Origin of the sequence: Bacteroides sp. AF39-16AC (assembly GCF_003602735.1) — a bacterium.
Lineage (GTDB): Bacteria > Bacteroidota > Bacteroidia > Bacteroidales > Bacteroidaceae > Bacteroides > Bacteroides uniformis.
Window position 1 is genome coordinate 833 of record NZ_QTLN01000025.1, and the last position, 23452, is coordinate 24284.

The window sequence follows — 23452 nt, forward strand, 5'->3', positions numbered from 1 at the left end:
TTTTATGCGGATTCAAGAGCTGAGGGAGTTGAGTTTCAAACTATCTTATCTGCCTCTCGTTTATCCGACATTTTTTTTATGCGTCTTTCTGTCGCATCGGTCGTTTTCGTTTCGGGTGCTTGAAAAGGTAGGGATTAGGGAATGCAAGGTTTTTCGGTCAAAATACTACCCGCAGGGCTGGAGATTTTTACCGAAAACAGGAGGCTTGACCTTGCTTTCCCGTCCAATCCCGGAATTACCTTTGCGCCCAGAACGAAAATGACTGACTGATGCGGCTTACTGAAAGGCGCAAAATGGAGGTAAACGAAAACAGAGGCAGATTGTGTAGAAAAAAACTTCAGGGGAAAATCCGTAAAAAAAAGAATCACCAAAAGGAAAAAGACATCACCGGAAGCGTGAAAAGGGCAAACCACAACAAAGGAAGTATGATTGTTTCCGATCCGACGGAACTTGTTCAGCCGGGTGGCAACAATCATTCTTCCCGGTTTGTCCGGCTGTGTGTGGGCGCCTGTTTCATTCATGGGGCAGGCTGACACACTCTGCATTCACTTTCCGCTTCCGGCAAAAGAGACAGCGAAAAAAGAAAAATCATTTGAAAACCCGTAAAAGCACCTCTTGGCATAGGCGCAAAAGAAAGGGGCATTGCTTCATCTGTCTAAACATCGTTTAGGCGTGAGGCAATGCCCTTTTCTCCAGCTATGCGGTAGTCGGCACACGTTTGTTCCAAACTCGTTTTGGGCAATGGTGTGCCGACGGACAATACCGCTTTTACGGAAAATTCTTATGAATGAGGGGATAAAAAACGGGAGTTTATATCAAAATCTCGAATTAAATAGCTACTTTTGCATACGAAGAGTTCTTTGAAGGTTACGCAACGCGCAGAAGGATAATGCAGTAGATAACTAACTAAATCGTAACCTATTACTATCAAGAGCAATTAACCTACGCTCATTTCCAATAAATTACACTCTTTTCGTAACTTCATGCAGCAAATATACTATGAAAAGTAAGACTCTTGCATTGATTCTATTATGTTGCGCCGCCTCGCTGGGCGCCAAAGTAAAGCTGCCTGCACTGGTAGGCGACAACATGATACTCCAGCAGCAGACTGAAGTGAAACTGTGGGGAACGGCTGCACCGAAAGCCGAAGTACGCGTCACGCCTTCGTGGAATGGACAGACAACGACTTGCCGTGCCGATAAGGATGGCCATTGGCTGCTTGCCGTGAAAACTCCGGCAGCAGGGTACACGCTTTATGAGATAACCTTTGATGACGGAGAAAAAACTACGTTGAAGAATATCCTAATCGGTGAAGTATGGCTTGCCTCCGGCCAGAGCAATATGGAAATGCCCCTGAAAGGCTTTGCCGGCTGTTGCATCATGAATGGAGCAGATGATATTATAGCTTCTGCCGAAAACAAAGGCGTGCGTATGTTCACCGTTTCCAAGCACCAGACTTATGAACCGCAAACCGACTGCAAAGGTAGCTGGAACATATCTTCCATAGAAACCGCACCCGATTTCAGTGCAACAGCTTACTATTTCGCAACTTCACTGAGCCGTGCCCTCCGTATTCCCGTGGGTATCATCAGCAGTGCCTACGGTGGAGCCACTGTGGAAGGTTGGATAAGCCGGGAGTTGCTGGAAAACTATCCGGACATTTCCCTCAACCCCGATTCCATCGAACGCCTGCACCCCATGCACCGCCCCATGCTGATGTACAATGCCATGCTGAAGCCGCTTCAGAACTATACCATAAAGGGATTCATCTGGTATCAAGGCGAGTCTAACGTAGGCCGTCATGAAACATACGCCGAGCGTTTGGCCGATATGGTGCAGCTGTGGCGCAAAGAATGGGGACTGGGCGAATTGCCTTTCTACTTTGCCGAAATAGCGCCGTACGCCTATGGAGGTACCCAGCAAGAGAAAGCTGCTTACCTACGTGAAGCGCAATTCCGTGCCCAAAGCCTGATTCCGAACAGTGCCATGATTTCTACAAACGACCTTGTAGAGCCTTATGAGATATACAATATCCATCCCCGCAACAAGACGAAGGTGGGCCAACGTTTGAGTTATCTGGCATTGAACCTCACCTATGGATTGAAGCAGATACACTGTTTCGGCCCACAATATAAGTCATGGACCGCTAAAGGCAATGAAGCCTGGGTCTCTTTCGACCACCTGGAAATGGGTATCTGCCGTAACTATGACCTTCGTGGCTTCGAAGTGGCAGGCGAGGACCGTGTGTTCCATCCTGCCGACAAAGTATGGCTGCACTGGCAGACGAATGAAGTGGTAATCTCTTCAGAAAAGGTATCCCATCCCGTCAGCGTGCGCTACTGTTTCCATGATTTCCAGATTGGTACGATGATTGGCGGAAATGAATTGCCTACCATTCCGTTCCGTACGGATAATTGGTGAAAGAATGGAAAGTAGATAAACACTTTCATTATACTATAATATTAGGCGCGGGTTACGCGGAATCCATGGATGCAGTAAACTAAATCCGTGAAATCCGTGTAATCCGCGCCTAAAAGAAAACATCCAGAGGGTTTTGTTCCCCCTCTGTCTTTCTTATTGTTTCAGCAACTGTTCTGCTGCAAGTACCAGGAACATATAGTGGGATGAACCTCCTCCCAGCACATATTCAGTTTGCTGCCAGAGGAACGGGAACGTGAGGAGTTCCGGGAAGTCGGGACGGATAAGAGCTGTACCGGAAATGACTCCACCGGGAATATACGACCAGTCTGCGCGGTTCAGTCCGTAGCCCACAGTGGCTGATTGTGCGCCGACACCCGAGGCGAAGGAAGCTTGGTTGGAGCCCGGGTGGCATCCGAGAATGAAGTTGAGGGCATTGAATACCGGTGCTTTCGGGAATATTTCCGGATAGGCGGTTGTCAGGAAGTAGTGCTGGAAGCCGAAACGCTGTATATCCCAGCCTGCACCCCAGATATGTGGACGGTAGGGAATGCCGTAAGGAGTCTCCTGCACTTGCTTGTTCAGCTCTTGTTCATATCCGGTCAGAGCTTTGCGGAAAGCGGTGGAGAAAGCTTTGGCTTTCTTGTTCTTCATTTGTGCAAACTGTTTTTCCACACGTGCCGTGTACCAGCCGATGCGGCCTATCTGCTTGATGATGAGCTCTTTGTTGTCCAGAATGAAGTCCATATAGGGTTGTTCGCCCGTGGTGAGGTACAGTTCTACGGCTGCCTGCACTTTGGGGAACAAGGCTCTGTTGTTGCCGTTTCCGGTAGAAGCATATACTTTGCGGGCAATGTCGAGACAATGTACACTCAATGTATCATTGAAGCCTTTCAATACGCGTGATACGGCAGCAAGTTGGGCGGCTGTCGACAGTTCTCGTCCGGGGTTGTCTTCTGTAAATATCCAACGGTCGTCTTCATTACCGATTTTTCCGTCCGTCATGGCGGCGGCATCACCCAGAAGTACGTATTGGCGAAGGTCGTTGCAGATGATTCCCCGGTAGAGACGTCCCAGTGCCAGGTAGCCGTTGACTACCGTAAGGGCGCCGTTCTCTACTTGTTGCAGCAAGTCATTCTTACCGTCGGGCTGGTGGATTTCCGTCACACGGTTTATCTGGTCGATGGAAGTCACGTCGAGATTCGGGTGGAAAGCTTCGTAGGCCAGTGCCAGGATATAGGATTCTCCGGCTTGGGATTCGATGCGGAGGTCAAAGTCTCCGGCATCGTGCCAGCCGCCTATGTTCACTCCGGGAACCACTTCACCCGGTTTGAACTTGGACAGGCCCTCTTTCTGGTCGTAGCCGTCGATATGATTGTGTGCCGGTGCCATCTGGGCATCGTCCATGTGGCAGCAGTCGTGCCATACGCGGTATTTTTCGTTGACGCGCATGTGGCACATCTGTACGGGAAGGAAGTATTCCAGTACGGGCTGCCATACGCCGCGGGCATATACGTCATTGTCGATGCGGAAGATAGGGGATACGGAGGTATCGTATTTAATCTTGTAGAGTCCCGGTTCCTTCACATCCGTGAAGTCCACCTTCAGATAGTTGTATCTCAGGAACTTGCCCCAATTGGCAGGAGTGACGTTCTTGACCACTTTCTCGCCGTCTGCGTCAATGCGGATGATTTGTGCCGTTTCCTTTCTATTGTCACGTATATCCATTTCGATGACGGCTTCCTTGTCCTGGGCGGGATGATAACCTATCTGTGAAGTCTGGATAACCGGCTGATACATCCAGTCGGCCACTACGTTCGGAGTGATAATCCATTTGACGGCCCCTTTGGTGACACCCGGTTTTATGTTGCTGCGCAGTACGAACCAGCCGTTATTGTGGTTCATACGCCCGTCAAACAGTTGTAGGTCACCACTCAATGATTCGATGGTTACTTTGTTGTAAGGGTCGTCGGGGCGGGAGGTAAACTTACGGCCTTTGGCATAAGGTTCGCTGATGATGTCGTCGGCCACAATCGGGCTGTAACCTTTTCCTATCAGTTTGTCCATGTCTGCCAGCGATTGCTTGCCGTCATGATAATTTCCCGTATGCAGATAGTTGGGTTGGGTTGTCATTAGGGGAGAGTTGGGTTGTTGCGGGAAGATGCCGCTCTGACCGTCCATAATCCAGGGCTTGCCGAAGAGGGAACCCGGGAAGAATTCAAGGTTGAAGCCCACTTTTCCGATGAATTCCTGGGGAATGGGGCGGTCAAGGTCTACGGTCACCTCTATGTTTTTACCTTTGCTTTCCACGTTTACCGTATATATAAGGTGGAGGTCCGGGTAAATCATCGGGTTGAATCCGGTGAGATGGCGTGAGGAGTCGGGATAGCACAGCGTGGCGGTGATGCTGTTGTCACCGAGCTTCCGGTCGAGCTGTTTCGGTACGGGCTGCCATTGTCCGGGTGTGGCTTCCAGACGGATATCTCCATTCGTCGCCACACGGTGTCCGTTCATGATGATACATACCCCTCCTTGGTGTCCTTCGGGATAGATATCATCAAAAGCCATGATGTCGACTCCCTGATTCTTGAAATAACCGGAGGATGTCAGCTTGAAGTCTTGCGCATGCAGCGCACTGCTGCCGCAAAGCAGTGCCAAGACTGATGCAAATAGGAAATGTTTCTTTCTCATAGTATCTATTTTTGAGTTACAAAATTTTCTACTAATATACGGACTAAAAAGGAAACGGATGGCTTTTGTTTGTAGCCAATAACGTTATGAAATGTGTCTTTTTCCTCTATTTTTATGATATTCATTGTTATATTTGTCAGACAATGGCGCTTGAGCTGCCGGATACCCACGTTTGAGCCAATAGAAGCTGATGTCTGGTAAAACAAGGACTCAGTACCCAAAAATAGCCTTTATCGGAACCAATTGTATCCCTTGAAAAAGGATGGCAATGAGTAGTGTCCATTTGTTTTTTTGTACATTTGCAATGTAACTATGGCTAACTCCTTAAATCGCTATATTATGAAACGTATGTTTTCCGTTTTTTTGCTGATTACAGTATGGTTGCTGGTTACACCTTTCCTGCAAGCACAGTCACACGTAGACAAGGTTTTAAAAGATGAAATAACCTCGGACTTGAAAGAGAATATCCTCTCTTTTTGGGAAAGATACAGCGTAGATTCTTCCGGAGGCTTTTATGGTTCATTGGGACGTGACGGTGCCCCGATAGCGGATGCTCCCAAAGGTGGTGTACTGAATGCCCGCATCCTTTGGACTTTTTCAACCGCCTACCGGATGTATGGCGATACTGCCTACCGTAAATTGGCTGACAGGGCGCAACGGTATTTCATAGATCACTTCATTGATTCGCAGTATGGAGGCGTATATTGGCTGATAAAAGCGGACGGTACCCCATTGGATACGAACAAGCAGACTTACGGCTGCTCTTATGCTATCTATGGGTTGTCCGAACATTTCAGGGCAACGGGCAACAATGAAAGCCTGCAAAAAGCCATAGAGCTTTATCGGATAATGGAGAGCAAAGTCAAAGATCCCGTAAATGATGGCTATATAGAATCCTTTACCCGCGAATGGGGAACTCCCCAAAAGCTGGGGTATGATGGAGATGGCATTGCTGCCAAAACAATGAATACACATATCCATGTATTAGAGGCATACACGGCTTTATATAAAGTATGGAAGGATAACAGCCTTTGCAAGCGCCTTGCAAAAGTAATAGACTTAATAACAACCAGGCTGTACAACCCACAAACACATCACTTGATATCATACTGTGATTTAAATTGGAATAATCTGGATGACATCGACTCTTACGGGCATGATATCGAAACTTCTTGGCTGCTGACGGAAGCTGCAGAGGCTCTGGGTGACCCGGAGGTTATCGGGAGGTGCAGGAAGGTAGCATTGGAACTTGCAGATGCTTCCTTGAAGGAGGGCATCAACCCGATGGGAGCTATGATGTATGAACGACATAAGGACAAAATCAGGAAGGACGCTTCCTGGTGGTGCCAAGCGGAAACTGTGGTCGGCTGTATCAATGCCTGGCAACTGACTGGTGAACAATCTTATCTGGACAGTGCCGTCCGCACCTGGAACTTCATCAAATCACGGATGATAGACAAGGAGTATGGTGAATGGTTCAGAACGGTGCTGGAAGATGGAACTCCCCGCTACAAGGAGCCTAAAGCAAGTATGTGGAATTGTCCTTATCATAACAGCCGTATGGGGTTTGAGATTGATACCAGACTGAAATGACAACCTTTTATAGATTTGATATTATGAAGAATTTACGAATTTTCCAGTTTGGAATAGTTGTATTGCTGTGTGGTATATTATCTCTGCCGCTTTCTGCCCAGACGGAAGTGATGGCATGGAGCAATATCACGGGTGTCCGCGTAGACGGTGAATTGATAGACTTTGAGTCATCCCTGCGTGTCGGAACCTTGAAAGGAGATATGGAGATTACCGGAAAGGAGAAGCAGGTCCGTCCCGTTTTCCATCGTGAGGGGAATATGCAGGAAGTGACGGCTACTCTGCGAGGTGTAAAGTTCCATCAGAAAGTGACCGATAAGGGAAAAGGCTTGGTGGAGATTTCTATTGATGCGCTGTCGGACACTACTTTGAACCAGGCAGCCTATTACTGTATTGCTTTAAGTCCGGAAAACTACATTGATGCCAAAGTAAGGGTAAGTGGCAGGAAGCTGACCGTTACTTCGGCCAATAGGAAGTTGGAATTCAAGTTCAATAAGTCTGTAAAGGCCACGGTTGAAAAAGAGTCTACCGGTACTGTTGTGTATATCTCGCTAATGCCGATTCTGAAAAAGGCTGGGAGAACAGCATTGTCTATGGAACTGCATGCTTCCGGAGTGATAGATCACAGTGACGCGGAAATTACATTGGATATGCAGAATCCGGGAAGTTTGTTTGCAGGCTTTGGAGGGAATTTCCGCCTGCAGAATCCTGCTGCCGACCCTAAAGTGATAGATTACTGTCTGGAAAACTTGCGCGTAGCTTATGGCCGTGTGGAATTTCCGTGGAGATTGTGGCAACCCGAAGAAGAATCCGATCCTATTGCCGTGGCACAGAATGGGGGACTGAACAAGCGGGTGGAGGAAAGTCTCCTCATGGCAAAGCGCTTGAAGGCGATGGGAATGCCGGTAATACTAAGCTGTTGGTTTCCGCCTGCATGGGCCATTGACGGAGGTCCTGCAAGTTATGCCCGTCAAGGTGGTGTCATTGCTTATCGTCTGGATAACCGGAAAAAGGAGAAGATTTATAAATCCATGGCAGATTATCTGTTGTATGCCAAACGGTATTATGGTATTGAGTTCTCCATGTTCTCGTTCAATGAATCGGATTTGGGTATTGATGTCCTCCACACTCCGCAGGAGCATGCAGATTTCATTAAGGAGTTCGGTGCTTATCTGGCAGGGTTGAATCTTCCTACCCGCATGCTGCTTGGCGACAATTCGGATGCCACTACTTTCGATTTTATCCTTCCTGCTTTGAACAATCCTGAGACTCATAAGTATATTGGTGCAGTTTCTTTCCATTCATGGCGTGGTTGTGATGATGTTACGTTAAGGAAGTGGGCGGGTGCTGCCAAAGAGATTAATGTACTACTCTTGGTTGGTGAGGGTAGTACGGATGCCGCTGCTCATGGTTATGCCGAGATATTCAATGAGTCGACGTTTGCACTTTATGAAATCAATCTGTATACACGTATTTGTGCGATTTGCCAACCATTGTCCATCTTGCAGTGGCAGCTCACTTCAGACTATTCGTTGTTGTGGGGAGACGGCATTTATGGCTCCAAAGGTCCTTTGCGTCCTACACAACGTTTCTGGAACATTAAGCAGCTGGCCTCCACTCCGGCCGATGCCTTGGCTATTCCAGTCAGTAGCAGCAAGAAAAATGTAAACTGTGCGGCTTTCGGAAATATGGTGCGCGGAGAATATGCCGTCCATATGGTCAATAATGGGGCGGATTGCGAGGCTGTCATCTCCGGTATCCCTGCAGAAGTGAAGGAACTGAAAGTCTATGTGACCAATACAAAGGACTGCATGAAGGAAACTGCAGTGAAGGTGGAGAATGGACTGGTACGGGTACACTTGCCGGCTATCAGTTTCATTACCTTATTGTCGGATAAATAATTTTGAAATGGAATAATATTAATATATAAAGAATAGTGATATGAATATAACTACATGTCTGTTTACAGTTCTGGGAGGAATGGCCACTTTAGGGCATCCTTCAGAAACTGTACGTTTGAATCAGTTAGGGTATTATCCCCAGCAGGAAAAAGTAGCTGTGGTGAATGCCGGTGAGGTACGTGAATTTACCATAGTAGATGCAGCCACGGGCAATCGGCTACTTTCCGGCAAACCCGGATATACCGCTTCATCCGCTTGGTCGGATAGGAGCAGGACAATATTGGATTTCAGTGACATCACGGTACCGGGAAGATATCTTCTGTTGGTTAACGGCGATTCAGTGGCATTCGAAGTAAAGGAAAAGGTGCTGTCCCCTTTGGCCGATGCCGCTTTGAAATCTTTCTATTACCAACGTACGGGTATGCCCATCGAAGCGACTTATGCGGGTCGGTGGAGCCGTCCGGCAGGCCATCCAGATGACAAGGTGCTGGTACATCCCAATGCTGCCGGGCCGGAACGTAAGGCGGGAGCGGTGATTTCTTCTCCGGGAGGATGGTATGATGCCGGAGATTATAACAAGTACATTGTGAACTCCGCTTATTCCATCGGATTGATGCAGGCGATTTATGCCCGCTTTCCTGACTATTTTATCCGTCAACGGGTGAACATCCCGGAAAGCGGAAACCACACGCCCGATTTGCTGGACGAGATGTACTATAACCTGAAATGGATGCTGACCATGCAAGACCCTGCCGACGGAGGAGTCTACCACAAGCTGACTACCCCTTCGTTCGAGGGATTTATCAAGCCTACGGAGTGTAAGCAGCCCCGTTATGTAGTTCAGAAATCAGTAACGGCGGCATTGGACTATGCTGCGGCTTTAGCGCAAGCTTCCGTGTTGTTTGCTCCTTACGAAGAGGATTATCCTGGCTTTTCGGAAGTGGCTTTGCAGGCTGCCGAACGTGCTTACGCCTGGGCAGAAGCGCATCCGCAAGCGCTCTATCATCAGGACCTCCTCAACAAGCAATATCAACCTGCCGTGGTTACGGGAGCTTACGGTGATCGTAGTGCCGATGACGAATTCTTCTGGGCGGCTTCCGAGCTCTATCTTGCTACGGGAAAGCCCGTTTACCGGGAACAAGTGAAGAAGCATCTGCCCACTGCATATAAGACTCCTTCTTGGGGCAATACCACTGCGTTGGGCGTGTTTGCCTGGCTGCAACCGGGCAGGGAATATCAGGGTGAAGACGTGGAGTTGGCAAATGCCATGAAAGACCTGCTACTGGACTATGCTGCCGAGGCTGTGCGGGGTGCTGACCGCTCTCCTTTCCACGCTCCTTACGGCAACGATGCCAAAGATTTCTTTTGGGGATGCCTTGCCGAAGGGTGTGCTAACCAAGCCACTTCACTGGTTTGCGCCTATTTGCTTACGGGTGAGAAGTCGTACCTGACGAACGCCTACCGCAATATGGACTACATTTTAGGAAAGAATGCCACGGGATATTGTTATGTCACCGGTTTCGGGATGAAAAGTCCTCTGTATCCGCACCATCGTCTTTCTGCATCGGATGATATAGAGGCACCTCTTCCCGGTTTCCTTGTTGGCGGTCCCAATCCTGGCCAACAAGACGGTGTACCCTATCCTTCCAATCTGCCGGATGAGTCTTATGCAGATGTGGAAGGTTCGTATGCTTCCAATGAAATAGCCATTAATTGGAGTGCTGCTTTGGTGGCGTTGGTGTCTTCGTTGGATGCTTTGATGTCAAAATAATGTTTCTATTCAGCCTGCTGCCTTATAAATTCGGATGGGCTGATGTTGAACTCTTCTTTAAAATGTTTGGAGAATATCTTGGGGGAGTTATACCCCAAGGTATATGCAATTTCCGAAACTTGCATCTGGCTTTCTGTCAAGAGTTGTTGTGCACGTTTCATACGGATGGTCCTGATGAATTCGATGGGTTTCTTTCCCGTTATCTTAATCATTTTCTTGTAGAAATAGCTGCGTGATATATTCAGGCTGCTGGCAAGCTCCTCGACGGAAAACTCGGTTTCGCTGATATTGTCCTCTACAATCTGGATGGCTTTTTCCACCAGCTGCTGGTCAAGGGGAGTGATGGTGATACGGCTTGGCTCGATTTTAATGTCCTGATTGAATATTTCCTGACGTTTGACGTTCATCTCGATAATCTTGTTGATGCGCAGCTTGAGGACTTCCATATTGAAAGGCTTGGTGATATAGTCGTCTGCGCCAACGCTAAGCCCTTCCAATTGGTGTTCTTCACTTGCCTTAGCTGTCAGGAGGATAATGGGGATATGGGAGTAGCGTATGTCATTCTTGATGGTTGAACATAGTTCCAGACCATCCATCTCGGGCATCATGATGTCACTGACCACTAAATCAATATCTTCCTTTTCCAGTACATTCAGTGCATGTTTTCCGTTTGTGGCTTTTAATACATGATACTGCCTGGCAAGACTTTCAGAGAGAAATTTCAAGAAGTCGTAGTTGTCATCTACGAGTAGTATGGTGAATGGATGGGATTCTTCTTTTATTTCCGGTCCTTCGACCGGTTCTCCGTTTTTGGTTTCATTACTGTTCTGGTGTAGGGGTAGGGCAATCAGGAATACAGAACCACAAGGCTGGTTATCCCTGACACAGACAGTACCCTGATGCATCTTTACGTATTCGGAAACAATGTGCAGTCCAATGCCGCTGCCTCCGTTGTTCGACTGGTTTTTGCCCGACTGATAGAATCTTTGGAATATTTTCTCCTTGGCTTCATCCTCTATGCCGCAACCGGTGTCGGTAAAGGTCAGTTCCAGATTTGTGCCTCTTACGGCAATATCCAGTGAGATGCTTCCTTTATTGGGAGTGAACTTGAATGCATTTGACAGGATATTTGTGCATATCTTGCGTATCTTGTCATAGTCGAAATCCATGAATACAGAATGTTGTGGAGCGGTAAGGCTATAGCTGATGTTCCGTTTCTGTGCTATCGGATCGAAAGAGTGGAATATTTCACTCAGAATGATAAGGATGTTGTCATGTTTGCATTTCAGGGTTTCAGCCTTGGCATCCAGCTTTCTGAAATCCAGCAGTTGGTTAATCAGTTCCAGCAGATAGTCGGCATTTTGTTTGACCATATCCAGAATGCCTTTACGATATTCGGGATGGTCTACGAAAAACTCTTCAAGCGGATTGATGATAAGTGACAAGGGGGTCCGCAGTTCGTGACTTATGTTGGCAAAGAACTGCAGTTTCATATTGTTGATTTTCTGCTGCCTTTCATTTTCCACCTCGATGGCCTGCATGATTTGTTTCTGCTTTTGGCGTAAGCGCAGATTGCGGATAATGGACAGAAGGATGCACAAAACGATACCGCTATATATGGTATAAGCCCACCAAGTGCGCCACCAAGGAGGGAGTATCTTTATTTTCAGTTCCTTGACGTTGGGGCTCCATATGCCTTGTGAGTTGCATGCCTTGACGGATAAAGTATAGTTTCCGGCAGTCAGCATGGATAGGTTTACTTTGTTGTTTTCAGCATAAATCCAGTTGGAATGAATCTTATAGGCATATTTTATCTTATCCGTTTCCACCAGGTCGAGGGCAGAGAAGGACAGAGTGAATGAATTTTCCTTTTCAGTGAAGGAAAGATGTTGTGCACATTCAAGTGAGCTGCCGTTCAGGATGTCCGGATGGGTCATTCCGGATTTGAGCTCAATACCGGTAAGGTAAATATTGGCATCATAACTTGTGGTCAGGATGTCTTGTGGAATGATAGTCTGGTAACCTTGTGGCGTGCCTATCAGTATATTGCCGTTCTGTAGCTTGAGGATGGCGTGGACATTGGTATCGTTGCATATCAGTCCGTCGCTTACGGAGTAGTTCACGATGGCGTATGTACCGTTTGTTATTTTGATTCGTGAGATGCCGTTGCCGGTACCAATCCACATCTGGTTGTTGTTGTCTTCCGTGACGGCTCTGACGAGGTTGGCGGCAAGTCCGTTTTTCTGGTCAAGGAAGTAGATGGAGTCGTTCTTCTGGTTCCATATACTCAGTCCGTGTGGATGTCCTATCCAAAGAAGGTCCCGGCTGTCCTTATAGACAGTGAGCATATTGTTCTCCTTGAAGCGGCCGGCTTCGGCGTAGATATTATAGGCTTGGGTTTCCGTATCGATGATAATGAGTCCTCCTTTGGTCGCTACGTAAAGGGTACTGTCTTTATCATAGTACATATCTCGGACAAAGAATTCTCCCGGACGGTACAAGATGGTGTCAAACTGCTCGGTTTCCGGATTTAACCTCTGTATGTATCCTTTCATGGTACCTATCCAGATGTATCCGTGTTTGTCTACCTTTACTGTATACACATTGTTCTCGAGAAGCTGGCTGTTACTTACTGTGTATTGTTTGATTTGCCCTTTCGAGTAGCATAGCAGTCCTTTCTGGAAGGTGCCTATCCATAGGCGGTTTTTGGAGTCGATGGATAAGTCGACTACAATATTGGCGGGAGTTGCTATCTTTTCGTATGAATCGGTCACTAGTGAACGTCGGATTAGTCCCGTACCGTCTGTTCCGTAGTAAATGTATTCCTGGCTGGTGTCTTCGCAGAAGGTCAGGATATCATCATATTCCAGGGATTTGTTGCATAGTATGATTTGGGACATGGGGCTATAATAGGAAATACCGTGTTTGAAATTCCCTATGTATATGGTTCCGTCTTTGTCCCGGTAAATGGTATTCAGATTGTTGCTGGCAATGGTGTGCGGTTTCAATGGATTGTGCACCAAGTTGGTAAGCGATTTGGTCAGGGTGTTGTAAACGAACAGCCCCATATGGCTGGTAAGTATCCATACGTTGCCGTCTCCCAGGTCGAGGATGCGTTGCACGCGATTGTACTGTATGTGAGTGTTATTGTTCAGGCTGATGTCCTCCCATTGCTGTGTAAAACTGTTCTTGTGCAAAAGTAGGCTGTTTTGGAAGGTGTATACCCATAGGCTTTCGTTTTGGTCTATGTAAATGTGTGGCTCATGATTCTCCAGCAAAGGTCTATAGATGGTGGGAATGGCTATTTCCTTGACTTCGGAAGTCTGCTTGCTGATACTGTATAGGGTACCGTTGGAGTACATTATATAAATGAACTGGACACCTATATAGAGGTTTGAAATCTTTTCAACTGCCAGTGGATAGGCTTTGATGGAGCTGTTGTCCATGCTTCGTATGTAAAGTTTGGAATAGTCGTAGGCCCAAAACTCATTCTTGGATGTTTTTCCCATCCTCAGAATGTTTTTACTGGGGATTTGCAGCCCATCGAGTATGGGTTTATAGTCATTGTCGAATTTACCGGTCTTATAATTATAGATACTGTAGCCGCTGGAAGTCCTTATCCATACATTGTCGTCCGGTCCTTCGAAAATTTCGCTGATGGCATCGTCCGGCAGGTCGGAGTTGTTCTGGTAATACTGCTGGAAGGAGTAGCCGTCGTATTTGTTGAGTCCTGATTCTGTCCCCACCCAGAGGAATCCCCTATTGTCTCTGTAGATGCTTCGGACACTGTTGTTGGAGAGTCCTTCTGTTGTAGAGAGCTGCTTGAACATGACAGCCGGCGGGATTTCCGCTGAGTTACCTTGAACAGTAAGGAGGAAGGCCAGGTTGCATATTAGGAGCAGTTGTTTCATGTATTTTCTTTATTAGAAGGATTAACAATATTGTAACTGCAAACTTAAATATAATCCTTCGAACGAGCAAGGAAAGATTTGCGTATTCGTGTGGGATGATATCCTCCGTTTGGTGAAAAATAGTATGCATTTTGTTTCCAATGGCCCTATATGGGTTCTATGAAACAAAACCGGATATTAAAAGACATTTTTAAGGCATCTGTGTTTCCTTTAAGAAAAATACATTTGCAGGCGAGATCATTTAAATCCTAATAGTATGAAGAAAGAACTTTTAGCAGTGGCGATGCTGTTGTTTGCCGGTGGCAATCTGTTGGCACAGCCACATGTCAATGACGGTACTTCGTATTTGATGAACCAACCTCTGGACATGAGTACCGATTTCCGTGACTTGAGTAATACCTTGTTTTTTGCAGATCACCTGGAGTCATTCGATGCCAAGTCGGGTGAAGGGCTGGTGAATTGGAAACGCGGGCATCTGATGCCCCGCCAAGCCTTCAATACCAACGGTGCACAGCCCCGTAAAATGAGAATGCTCGATTTCCCCTTCACTGCCTATGAAAATGACCCTAACCTCAAATTCAAGATTGACTTTGTAACTCCGCGTACGGTACGTATCCGTATGCTAACGACCCCGGTGGAACCCAAACCTGCCGCTTCCATCATGTTGGCAAAGGAACCGGGCAGGGATGGAAGCTGGAAAGTTACCGAGACGAATGACAAGATTATCTATTCCAGCGACTATGGAACCATTCAGATTAACAAGAATCCTTGGAGAATCGTCTTGAAGGATAAAGCCGGACGTATCTTGAGCCAGACTGCCGCTTTGAGCGACGCGGACTCTACGCAGGTAAAATATACGCCGTTCTGTTTTGTGAAGCGGGGAAGCGACAATGCTCGCCGCATCAATCCGGTATTTACCTTGACTGCAGATGAAATGATTTTTGGTTGCGGAGAGTCTGCCACTGGGCTGAACAAGGCCGGACAGAAGGTGAACTTGTTCGTTACAGACCCACAAGGGCCTGAGACGGACCAGATGTACAAACCGATTCCTTTCTTTATGAGTAACCGGGGATATGGTATGTTTATGCATACATCCGCTCCCGTGACTTGTGATTTTGGTGCTACCTATATTGGGCTGAACAAAATGTTCATGGGTGACGAGAACCTGGATTTGTTCGTTTTCTTCGGCGAGCCGAAAGATATTCTGGACGAGTACACCGATTTGGTAGGAAAGCCGGGCATGCCCCCCTTGTGGTCTTTCGGTACGTGGATGAGCCGTATTACCTATTTCAGTGAAAAGGAAGGTTATGATGTAGCGGCCAATATCCGTAAGAACAAGTATCCGTGCGATGTTATCCATTTCGATACCGGCTGGTTTGATGTGGACTGGCAGTGTGACTATAAATTCTCCGAGAACCGTTTCCAGAATCCACAGCAGATGTTGAAGGATTTGAGGTCTCAAGGTTTCCATGTATGTTTGTGGCAGTTGCCTTATTTCACTCCTAAAAACCGTTATTTCTCTGAACTGATAGAGAAAGACATGTATGTGAAAAATGGAAATGGTGAACTTCCCTACGAAGATGTGGTGCTTGATTTTTCCAATCCGGAAACAGTAAAGTGGTATCAGGACAAACTGGCGGGATTGCTGAATATCGGTGTCAGTGCCATTAAAGTAGACTTTGGCGAGGCTGCTCCACTGAATGGTATTTACGCTTCCGGCAAGAGCGGATGGTATGAGCATAACCTCTATCCGGTGCGTTATGATATGGCAGTGTCCGAGATAACCAAGAAGTTGCACAACGAGAATATAATGTGGGCACGTGCCGCATGGGCTGGTTCCCAGCGTTATCCATTGCATTGGGGCGGTGATGCTGCAACTACGAACACGGGTCTGCTGGGTACGCTTCGTGCAGGCTTGTCCTTCGGCTTGTCCGGTTTCTCCTTCTGGAGCCATGATATGGGCGGCTTTGTAAAATCCACTCCGGAGGACTTGTATTGCCGCTGGATACCGTTCGGTTTTCTTACTTCCCATACCCGCGCGCATGGGGCACCTCCGACAGAGCCGTGGTTGTACGACAGCAAGCGTGTGCAGGATGTCTTCCGCAAGAGTGCGGAGATGAAGTACCGTCTGATGCCTTATGTGTATGCTCAGGCTAAGGAATGTACAGAAAAGGGCTTACCGATGCTAAGAGCCTTGTTTGTAGAATTCCCCGATGATCCGGGAGCATGGAAAGTGGATGACGAGTATCTCTTCGGTTCGCAGATTCTGGTTGCCCCCTTGCTTGAATCCGGTATGACGGGCCGCACAGTTTACCTTCCCGAAGGAAAATGGATAGACTACCAGACAGAGAAAGTCTACGAAGGCGGATGGCACCGGATTGAAGCAGGCAGTCTGCCGATAATCATGCTGGTACGTGACGGTTCGGTACTTCCTCATCTGAAGTTGGCGCAGTCCACTGCTGAGATGGATTGGAGCAAAATGAGCCTGAAGGTATACAGTGCTGACAAGAAGCAGGCAGAAGGATTGGTTTGTCTACCTGCCGACAACCGTATTCAGGTTGTGAAAGTGGATTGTGGAAAGGCCAAACCGCAACTGTTGAACCAGATTGAAGGCACTTCCTTGAGTTTCTGAACTTAATCTTTGAAAATCTATATTGAATTCACCCCTGTCGGTATGGAAGAGAAAGGGATATAGTTACCGAAATCTGTGCCACTATGGTGGCACAGATGTGCCTTCCCAATGGCACGGCAGTGCCTCTATAGTGGCACAAAATTGTGTCGCATATCTTTTTCCCGATGTGCTTATGACCGGGGTATTTGTTAAACCTAAGTATTTAGTATTTATGAGAAATGTGATGAAGTATTTGGGTATCATGTCAGTATCGCTGGCATGTGCCGGACCTCTCTTTGCAACAAGCGTACAGCCGTTTGCAGGTGTCACTGTCGTACAGCAGAGTGTAGTTACTGTGAAGGGCCAAGTGGTGGATGAGAAAGGCGAGCCCATCATCGGTGCCAATGTCATTGTGGAAGGTACGACAAACGGTATGATTACCGATTTGGACGGTAACTTCTCCTTGCAGTGTCCCGTAGGTTCTACGCTGAAGACCAGTTACATCGGTTATCTGGCGCGAACGGTCAAAGTAACCGGGAATATGAATGCTCTGAAAATTACTTTAAAGGAGGATACCGAAACCTTGGATGAGGTAGTTGTTGTGGGCTACGGTACGATGAAGAAATCCGACCTCACCGGTTCTGTGGCTTCCGTGAATGCGGAGGAAATGATGAAGCGGAATCCGGTGAACTTGGGACAAGGTTTGCAGGGAGCTGCGGCAGGTGTATCTGTCATCCGTTCTTCCGGTGACCCGGAAGGAGGTTTCTCCATCCGTATCCGCGGTGTGGCAACCGTGAATGGTTCTGCCGACCCACTCTATGTAGTGGACGGTGTGCAGGTAGGAACTTCCATCGATTTCTTGAATCCTAATGATGTAGAGTCCATCGAAATTCTGAAGGATGCTTCGGCTACGGCAATCTATGGTACTCGCGGTGCCAATGGCGTCATTATGATTACTACCAAGAACGGTGGTAAGGGGAAGGCAAAGGTGAACTTTTCGGCCAACTATGCCCTCCAGTTCAATTCGAATAAGATTGATGTGGCTGATGCGGGCTTGTTTGCAAGTGCTGTACGTTCCGCCGTCAAGAATGACGGTATTGCCATGACCAATCTGGCATATGGCGAGGATTACATAGGCAGACTGAACAGCATTGACTGGCAGGATGAAATGTCACGCACGGCATTACAGCAGAACTATAACCTTTCTGCTTCGGGAGGCAGCGAAAATACCCAAGCCAACTTATCTCTGGGTTATTTGAACAACCAGGGTATCGTGATTGAGTCGAATTTTAAACGCTTGACGGCACGCGCTAATATCACTCACAAAGTGAAAGACTTTCTGCATGTAGGCTTGAACTTGAACTATGCACATTCGGAAAAGATGGGAGGAGGCAACCTGAGAAACTATGCACAAGCCATTCCAACCATGGATTATGTAGAGGACGGTGTTTTCTATTCCATGCCTATTGTGTTGCCCGACGGTACTTGGGGACATTACAAGAAAGAAGGCAATGGAGACGTGAACAAGGGAGCTGACAATCTGGTTGCTGCTGCCAAGACTGCCGACAGTATTAATAAATGGGACCGTATGCTTGCTAGTGCTTTCCTACAACTCGATTTGTACAAAGGGTTGACTTTCAAGACTATTGCCAGTTATAATTATTATACAAAAGGTTATAATGGCTATACAGCCTATAATGATAGAACCTTTGGAACTCAAGACCGTAAGGACTCGTTCTCGCTGAACCAGAGCCAGTCCACTTCACTCGGTCTGGAAGCGTTCTTGAACTATGACTGGTCCAATGAGCATCACCGCGTAAGTGCAATGGCCGGTTTCTCTACCAGCGATACGAACGGTGCCTGGCTGAATTCCAGTGCCAACGATTTCCCGGCAGACAACATCCGCAAAATTTCATTGACCAATGACCCATCGTCTAAGCAAACGGATGGTGGGCTGGATTTGAAGACAAGATTCCTTTCTTACTTCGGCCGTCTGACTTATACTTTGAACGACCGCTATATTGTGACTGCAACGGTACGCCGCGACGGTTCTTCGAACTTTGGTGCCGGCAATCGTTATGGTACATTCCCTTCCGCTTCTGTAGCTTGGCGTCTTTCCGAGGAAAAGTTCATTAAGGATTTAGAACTGTTCAGTAACTTGAAGTTGCGTGCCGGATGGGGACAGACCGGTAATGCGGGCAATGGTACCAACTTGTCCATAGCACAGTTGTCTTCGGCAAATGCAATGTACTGGTTCTTTAATGGTTCGAGTGTGATTAACGGTGCCGGTATTGCCCAGCAGAAAGAAATTGATACCAACCTGAAATGGGAAACCAATGAGCAGACAAATATCGGTATTGACTTTGCCTTTATGAACAATGAGCTTTCTTTCTCTGCCGATTACTTTATCCGTGACGCAAAGGATCTGCTTCTGTATCGCCAGATTCGTCCTTCCACCGGTTTCTCCAATGTCTATACTAATGCGGGACATATCCGTAACTCAGGTTTCGAGTTTACTGCTGCGTGGAACAAGAGCTTCAGCGATTGGAATATCGGCATAAGACTGAATGGGTCTACCCTGAAGAACGAGGCTATTGAAGTCGGCGATCCGATATTCAGCAAGTCAGGTTCAGCACAAGATGGCGACAACTGGGACAACCACTCCATTACACAGAACGGCTATCCTGTAGGTTCCTACTATGGCTGGAAGGTAGAAGGCATTTTCAGAACCCAGGCCGAAATTGATGAAATGAATAGGCTGGCGGTTGAAAAGGGAGTTGAAAGTGGTGTATATCAGGACAAGACTACCCAGCCCGGCGACTATAAGTTTGTTGATTTGAATGGTGACGGGCAGATTACCGATGCCGACCGTACTGTTATAGGCAATGGATATCCCAAGTTCACTTACGGAATGAACCTTACCGCTTCCTGGAAAAACTTTGATTTCTCGATGAACTTGTACGGTGTAGCCGGTATGGATATCCTTTCTTATTCTTCGGCCCGCTTGACCTCAGTCTATGCACCCGACGGCGGTTATCAGAATGTACTGAAGGAATATATCAATAATGCATGGTCATCTTCGAATACCGGCGCCAAATATCCGCGTATCACCAAGACAGACTATAATAAGAACATGCGTGTGTCCGACGCCTACATCCAGAAGGGGGATTATCTGAAGATTTCAAATATTCAGATAGGATATACATTCCCGAAGAATGTGCTGAAACCGGTGAAAATGGAAAATGCACGCGTATTTGCCAGTGTCGACAATGTATGTACCATCTCTTCGTACAATAAGTTCGGCGATCCGGAAGTTGGTGACTCCAATGTATTGTATTCGGGATTTGACGGAGGACGTTATCCGTTCCCGATGTCGGTTACTTTCGGTCTGAGTGTACAGTTCTAATACTAACGGATAAAAAATATGATTATGAAAAACTTATATAAACTGTTGATCGGTGTGCTGGCCTTAAGCACCGTAACGTCTTGTGACGATTATTTGGAAGTGGATCATTACGATATTCTTCCGGCAGATTTCATGTTTAAAACGGAGGAGAATGTCCTTTCCGGATTGAACGGACTTTATGATACCTTTTATACGGACCAGCACGGTTCCGGTGATGACGAAACATGGGGATTCAAGCCTCAGGTATTTGCTGCCAACCATTCTACGATGGACTGTCAGGCTTCCGGTTGGGATGCGGAATGGCAGCGTCATGCCTGGAAACCCGATAAGGGTTCCCTGGAGACTGCATGGCGGATGAGTTATCGTGCAGTGGACCGTGCAAACCGTTTCCTGGCTGGCCTGGAGACGGCGGATGCCTCTATATTTGCGGACAGCAATTCCAAGACCGTTTATGAAGCGCAAGCACGTGCCATCCGCGGTTATAACTACCTTTACCTGACGAAACTTTTCGGAAGGGTACCGATGTTGCTTACCGGTGAAACCTATACTACTTCGGTAGGAAAGGCACGTCCGGAATCCGTGGATGAGACTTATGCGGCTATCGAGGAAGATTTGTCTTTTGGACGCGACCATCTGGACTGGTTACCCATGAATGGTGAATACGGACGTATAACCAAGGGGTTCTGCAAAGCTTATTTGGCCGAGCTGTATATGTTGAAGAAAGACTTTACGAAAGCCAAGACGGAACTAAAGGATATAGTGGACAGTGGAACCTATTCATTGGAGCCCTGCTTCGGTAACCTGCATGCCTGGGATACACATTGGACCAAAGAATCTGTATTTGAGGTGATGTATCATGAACAAGGATATATGGGCTGGGGAGCCGATTCGTCTTCAGATGCCATGATGTGGTACGGATATATGTGTGCGGCACCCGAATGGGGAGGCTGGGGGTCTCTCTGTCTTTCTTGGGAGTTTGTACGTTCCTTTGAACCGGGTGACAAACGCCGCCAATACTCTGCTGTTGCCAAAGGGGATACGCATCCCATTACCGGGCAGACTGTAGGGGTGACAAGTGGTTTTGACGGTCTTTTCCAAGGTTCCGAAAATATGCCTACTGTTTATTCCTTGAAATACTGGAGATGCAAGCCAGGTGAGAACAACAAAGTATTCAATCCTATTTCGTTGACTTTGAAGCGTTATGCAGGCATCATGCTCGACTATGCAGAATGTTGTTTCGAGACAGGTGACAACGCTACCGGATGGAACATGATACGTCAGATACGTAACCGTGCTTGGGGTAATTTGGAGATGGGAGCGACGATGATTGACCTACCCGCCGACATGTTGAATACCCAGACGGTGGAAGTGCCGGATGCAGAGACCTATTATACAAGCTATAAAGCAGCCAAAGGCTATACTTCTCCGGTATGGAAGGTGGCGCTGATTATAGAGCGTCGCCATGAATTCAATGCCGAGTTCTCGCTTTACCATGATTTGTGCCGTATGGGTATGTGCAAAGAATGGTTTGCCGCCGAATATCCGAAAACAGTAGCCAACTCTTCACAAGAGGCTTGTCTGCAGACTGGTGACTCATTCCGTTTCTTTGAGCACGAGGCTTATCAGGAAATCTTCCCGATTCCGACGAATGAGATTCTGACCAACCCGCTCATCAATCAGGCTGACCAGAATCCGGGATATTGATAAATTATAAATAAACACTTAATAATAAAATATTTGTGAGTGAAATGTCAGGCACCAGTAGTTGTTGTGATAGACGTCAGGGTCTGTCGTGATGAAAGCCGGTGTCTGACATGACAAACACCAGTACTTGAGACGACGAACACCAGTTTCTGATAAACGGGGAATTATACAAGGAAAAGTTTGATGGTTTTAGAGAATAATTATGGAAAGGAAGATGTTTTATTGGATAGCACTGCTGGTTGCGTCTTGTCTGGCAGGCTGCCGGTCGCATTCAGGGGAGACAGATATGCAGACACGCATGCGTACAGAGATTGTCACGAATGTCAGAGACAGCGTGTTGCCGTTTTGGATGGATTATGCAGTGGCTCCCGACGGCGGTTTTTATGGAACTGTATTGCGGAATGGTACTCCGGTAGTGGATGCTCCGAGAGGAGGGGTTCTGAATGCCCGGATTCTGTGGAGTTTTTCTGCCGCATACCGTACGTTTAAGGATGAGGCTTATCTGAAGCTTGCGGATAAATCGCAACGCTACTTCATTGATACATTTATAGACAAGGAACATGGTGGGGTATATTGGCTGGTCAATCCTGACGGTGAGGTGCTGAATGCTTCCAAATATACGTATGCCATGACCTACGCCATCTATGGGCTGGCTGAACACTATCTGGCAACAGGTAACAGCGAGAGTCTGGATATGGCTGTCGGTTTATATCATACCTTGGAGGAGAAAGGCCGCGAACCGCAATATGACGGTTATGTGGAATCTTTTACTGAAGATTGGAAACAACTGGATAATTATGATAACAATGCACCCAAGACTATGAATGCGCATTTGCACGTGCTGGAGGCTTATACCCTTTTATATCAGTGCTGGAAAGACGACGGACTGAGGAAAAGACTCGAATTCTGCACCGAGTTGTTTATGGACCGCATTTATGACTCTTCAAAGAGACATTTTAATTTGTTCTTTGATAATGCATGGAACAGTCTGGTTGAGATGGACTCTTATGGACATGATGTAGAGGCGGGATGGCTGCTTTGTGAGGCTGCCCGTGTGTTAGAAGACCGGCAACTGATGGATAGGGCGAATCGGCTTGCGCTGGATGTGACGGATGCTTGCTTGGCGGAAGGACTGAGTGACAAAGGGTATATGATGTATGAAAAGAAGGGCGGAAGAACAACCGGGCATGCCTCATGGTGGGGCCAGATTGAAACGATGATAGCTTGTGTCAATGCCTGGCAAATCAGCGGGAATGACGTTTATCTGCAATCGGCCGATACGGTTTGGACTTTCGTAAAGGACTGTATGATAGACCGGGAATACGGTGAATGGTACAGTGATTGTTTTGATGGAGAACCCAAGAAGGATACTCCCAAAGTGAGTATGTGGCGTTGCCCATATCATACGGTACGCTTGGGAGTAGAAATACATAATCGTTTAAAATAGTA

12 protein-coding genes are annotated in these 23452 nt (G+C 47.2%); 9 read left to right on the plus strand and 3 right to left on the minus strand.

The features are described from left to right. Positions 1 to 134 precede the first annotated feature (134 nt). Positions 135 to 545 carry a hypothetical protein gene (locus DW039_RS21115; RefSeq protein ID WP_004291538.1) on the minus strand — a complete coding sequence of 137 codons (411 nt, stop codon included), beginning with the start codon at positions 543 to 545 and terminating at the stop codon, positions 135 to 137. A gap of 106 nt (positions 546 to 651) precedes the next feature. Between DW039_RS21115 and DW039_RS21520 the strand changes: the two genes are divergently transcribed. After that, entirely contained in the window at positions 652 to 864 is a 213-nt protein-coding gene (locus DW039_RS21520) for a hypothetical protein (protein WP_007567577.1), read from the plus strand. Positions 865 to 999: 135 nt separating this feature from the next. After that, complete coding sequence (locus tag DW039_RS16935) at positions 1000 to 2421, plus strand: sialate O-acetylesterase (RefSeq protein ID WP_044468314.1); 1422 nt, start codon at positions 1000 to 1002, stop codon at positions 2419 to 2421. Positions 2422 to 2574: 153 nt separating this feature from the next. Here the strand turns inward: DW039_RS16935 and DW039_RS16940 are convergent, their stop codons facing one another. Beyond that, positions 2575 to 5109, minus strand: a complete 2535-nt coding sequence (locus tag DW039_RS16940) for a glycoside hydrolase family 9 protein (protein WP_005831008.1) — start codon at positions 5107 to 5109, stop codon at positions 2575 to 2577. 339 nt (positions 5110 to 5448) lie between these two features. Between DW039_RS16940 and DW039_RS16945 the strand changes: the two genes are divergently transcribed. The 3 genes from DW039_RS16945 to DW039_RS16955 are packed head-to-tail and all read left to right on the plus strand — an operon-like array spanning position 5449 to position 10371. Further along, positions 5449 to 6702: an AGE family epimerase/isomerase gene (locus DW039_RS16945; protein WP_008662425.1), complete on the plus strand. Its 1254-nt coding sequence runs from the start codon at positions 5449 to 5451 to the stop codon at positions 6700 to 6702. A 23-nt stretch (positions 6703 to 6725) separates the two neighbouring features. Continuing rightward, positions 6726 to 8600, plus strand: a complete 1875-nt coding sequence (locus tag DW039_RS16950) for a hypothetical protein (RefSeq protein WP_229031923.1) — start codon at positions 6726 to 6728, stop codon at positions 8598 to 8600. A 40-nt stretch (positions 8601 to 8640) separates the two neighbouring features. Next, positions 8641 to 10371: a glycoside hydrolase family 9 protein gene (locus tag DW039_RS16955; protein WP_005831000.1), complete on the plus strand. Its 1731-nt coding sequence runs from the start codon at positions 8641 to 8643 to the stop codon at positions 10369 to 10371. Positions 10372 to 10376: 5 nt separating this feature from the next. On the opposite strand, the gene DW039_RS16960 is transcribed toward DW039_RS16955, so the two are convergent. Further along, complete coding sequence (locus tag DW039_RS16960) at positions 10377 to 14282, minus strand: two-component regulator propeller domain-containing protein (RefSeq protein WP_120382163.1); 3906 nt, start codon at positions 14280 to 14282, stop codon at positions 10377 to 10379. A gap of 256 nt (positions 14283 to 14538) precedes the next feature. Between DW039_RS16960 and DW039_RS16965 the strand changes: the two genes are divergently transcribed. The 4 genes from DW039_RS16965 (at position 14539) to DW039_RS16980 (ending at position 23450) form a co-directional block, all read left to right on the plus strand. After that, entirely contained in the window at positions 14539 to 16914 is a 2376-nt protein-coding gene (locus tag DW039_RS16965) for a TIM-barrel domain-containing protein (RefSeq protein ID WP_005830996.1), read from the plus strand. A gap of 211 nt (positions 16915 to 17125) precedes the next feature. Then, positions 17126 to 20299 (plus strand): TonB-dependent receptor, encoded by a 3174-nt coding sequence (locus tag DW039_RS16970; RefSeq protein WP_211475851.1) that lies wholly within the window; start codon positions 17126 to 17128, stop codon positions 20297 to 20299. Between the two features lie 24 nt (positions 20300 to 20323). Then, positions 20324 to 22003, plus strand: a complete 1680-nt coding sequence (locus DW039_RS16975) for a RagB/SusD family nutrient uptake outer membrane protein (RefSeq protein ID WP_057253926.1) — start codon at positions 20324 to 20326, stop codon at positions 22001 to 22003. Between the two features lie 202 nt (positions 22004 to 22205). Continuing rightward, positions 22206 to 23450, plus strand: a complete 1245-nt coding sequence (locus DW039_RS16980) for an AGE family epimerase/isomerase (protein ID WP_035447357.1) — start codon at positions 22206 to 22208, stop codon at positions 23448 to 23450. The last annotated feature ends 2 nt before the right edge of the window (positions 23451 to 23452 follow it).

Coding starts and splice junctions, on each gene's coding strand:
- DW039_RS16945 (WP_008662425.1), top strand. CDS start 5,449: ATGAAACGTATGTTTTCCGTTTTTTTGCTGATTACAGTATGGTTGCTG.
- DW039_RS21115 (WP_004291538.1), bottom strand. CDS start 545: ATGCAGAGTGTGTCAGCCTGCCCCATGAATGAAACAGGCGCCCACACA.
- DW039_RS16960 (WP_120382163.1), bottom strand. CDS start 14,282: ATGAAACAACTGCTCCTAATATGCAACCTGGCCTTCCTCCTTACTGTT.
- DW039_RS16940 (WP_005831008.1), bottom strand. CDS start 5,109: ATGAGAAAGAAACATTTCCTATTTGCATCAGTCTTGGCACTGCTTTGC.
- DW039_RS16955 (WP_005831000.1), top strand. CDS start 8,641: ATGAATATAACTACATGTCTGTTTACAGTTCTGGGAGGAATGGCCACT.
- DW039_RS16965 (WP_005830996.1), top strand. CDS start 14,539: ATGAAGAAAGAACTTTTAGCAGTGGCGATGCTGTTGTTTGCCGGTGGC.
- DW039_RS16975 (WP_057253926.1), top strand. CDS start 20,324: ATGAAAAACTTATATAAACTGTTGATCGGTGTGCTGGCCTTAAGCACC.
- DW039_RS16935 (WP_044468314.1), top strand. CDS start 1,000: ATGAAAAGTAAGACTCTTGCATTGATTCTATTATGTTGCGCCGCCTCG.
- DW039_RS16980 (WP_035447357.1), top strand. CDS start 22,206: ATGGAAAGGAAGATGTTTTATTGGATAGCACTGCTGGTTGCGTCTTGT.
- DW039_RS16970 (WP_211475851.1), top strand. CDS start 17,126: ATGAGAAATGTGATGAAGTATTTGGGTATCATGTCAGTATCGCTGGCA.
- DW039_RS16950 (WP_229031923.1), top strand. CDS start 6,726: ATGAAGAATTTACGAATTTTCCAGTTTGGAATAGTTGTATTGCTGTGT.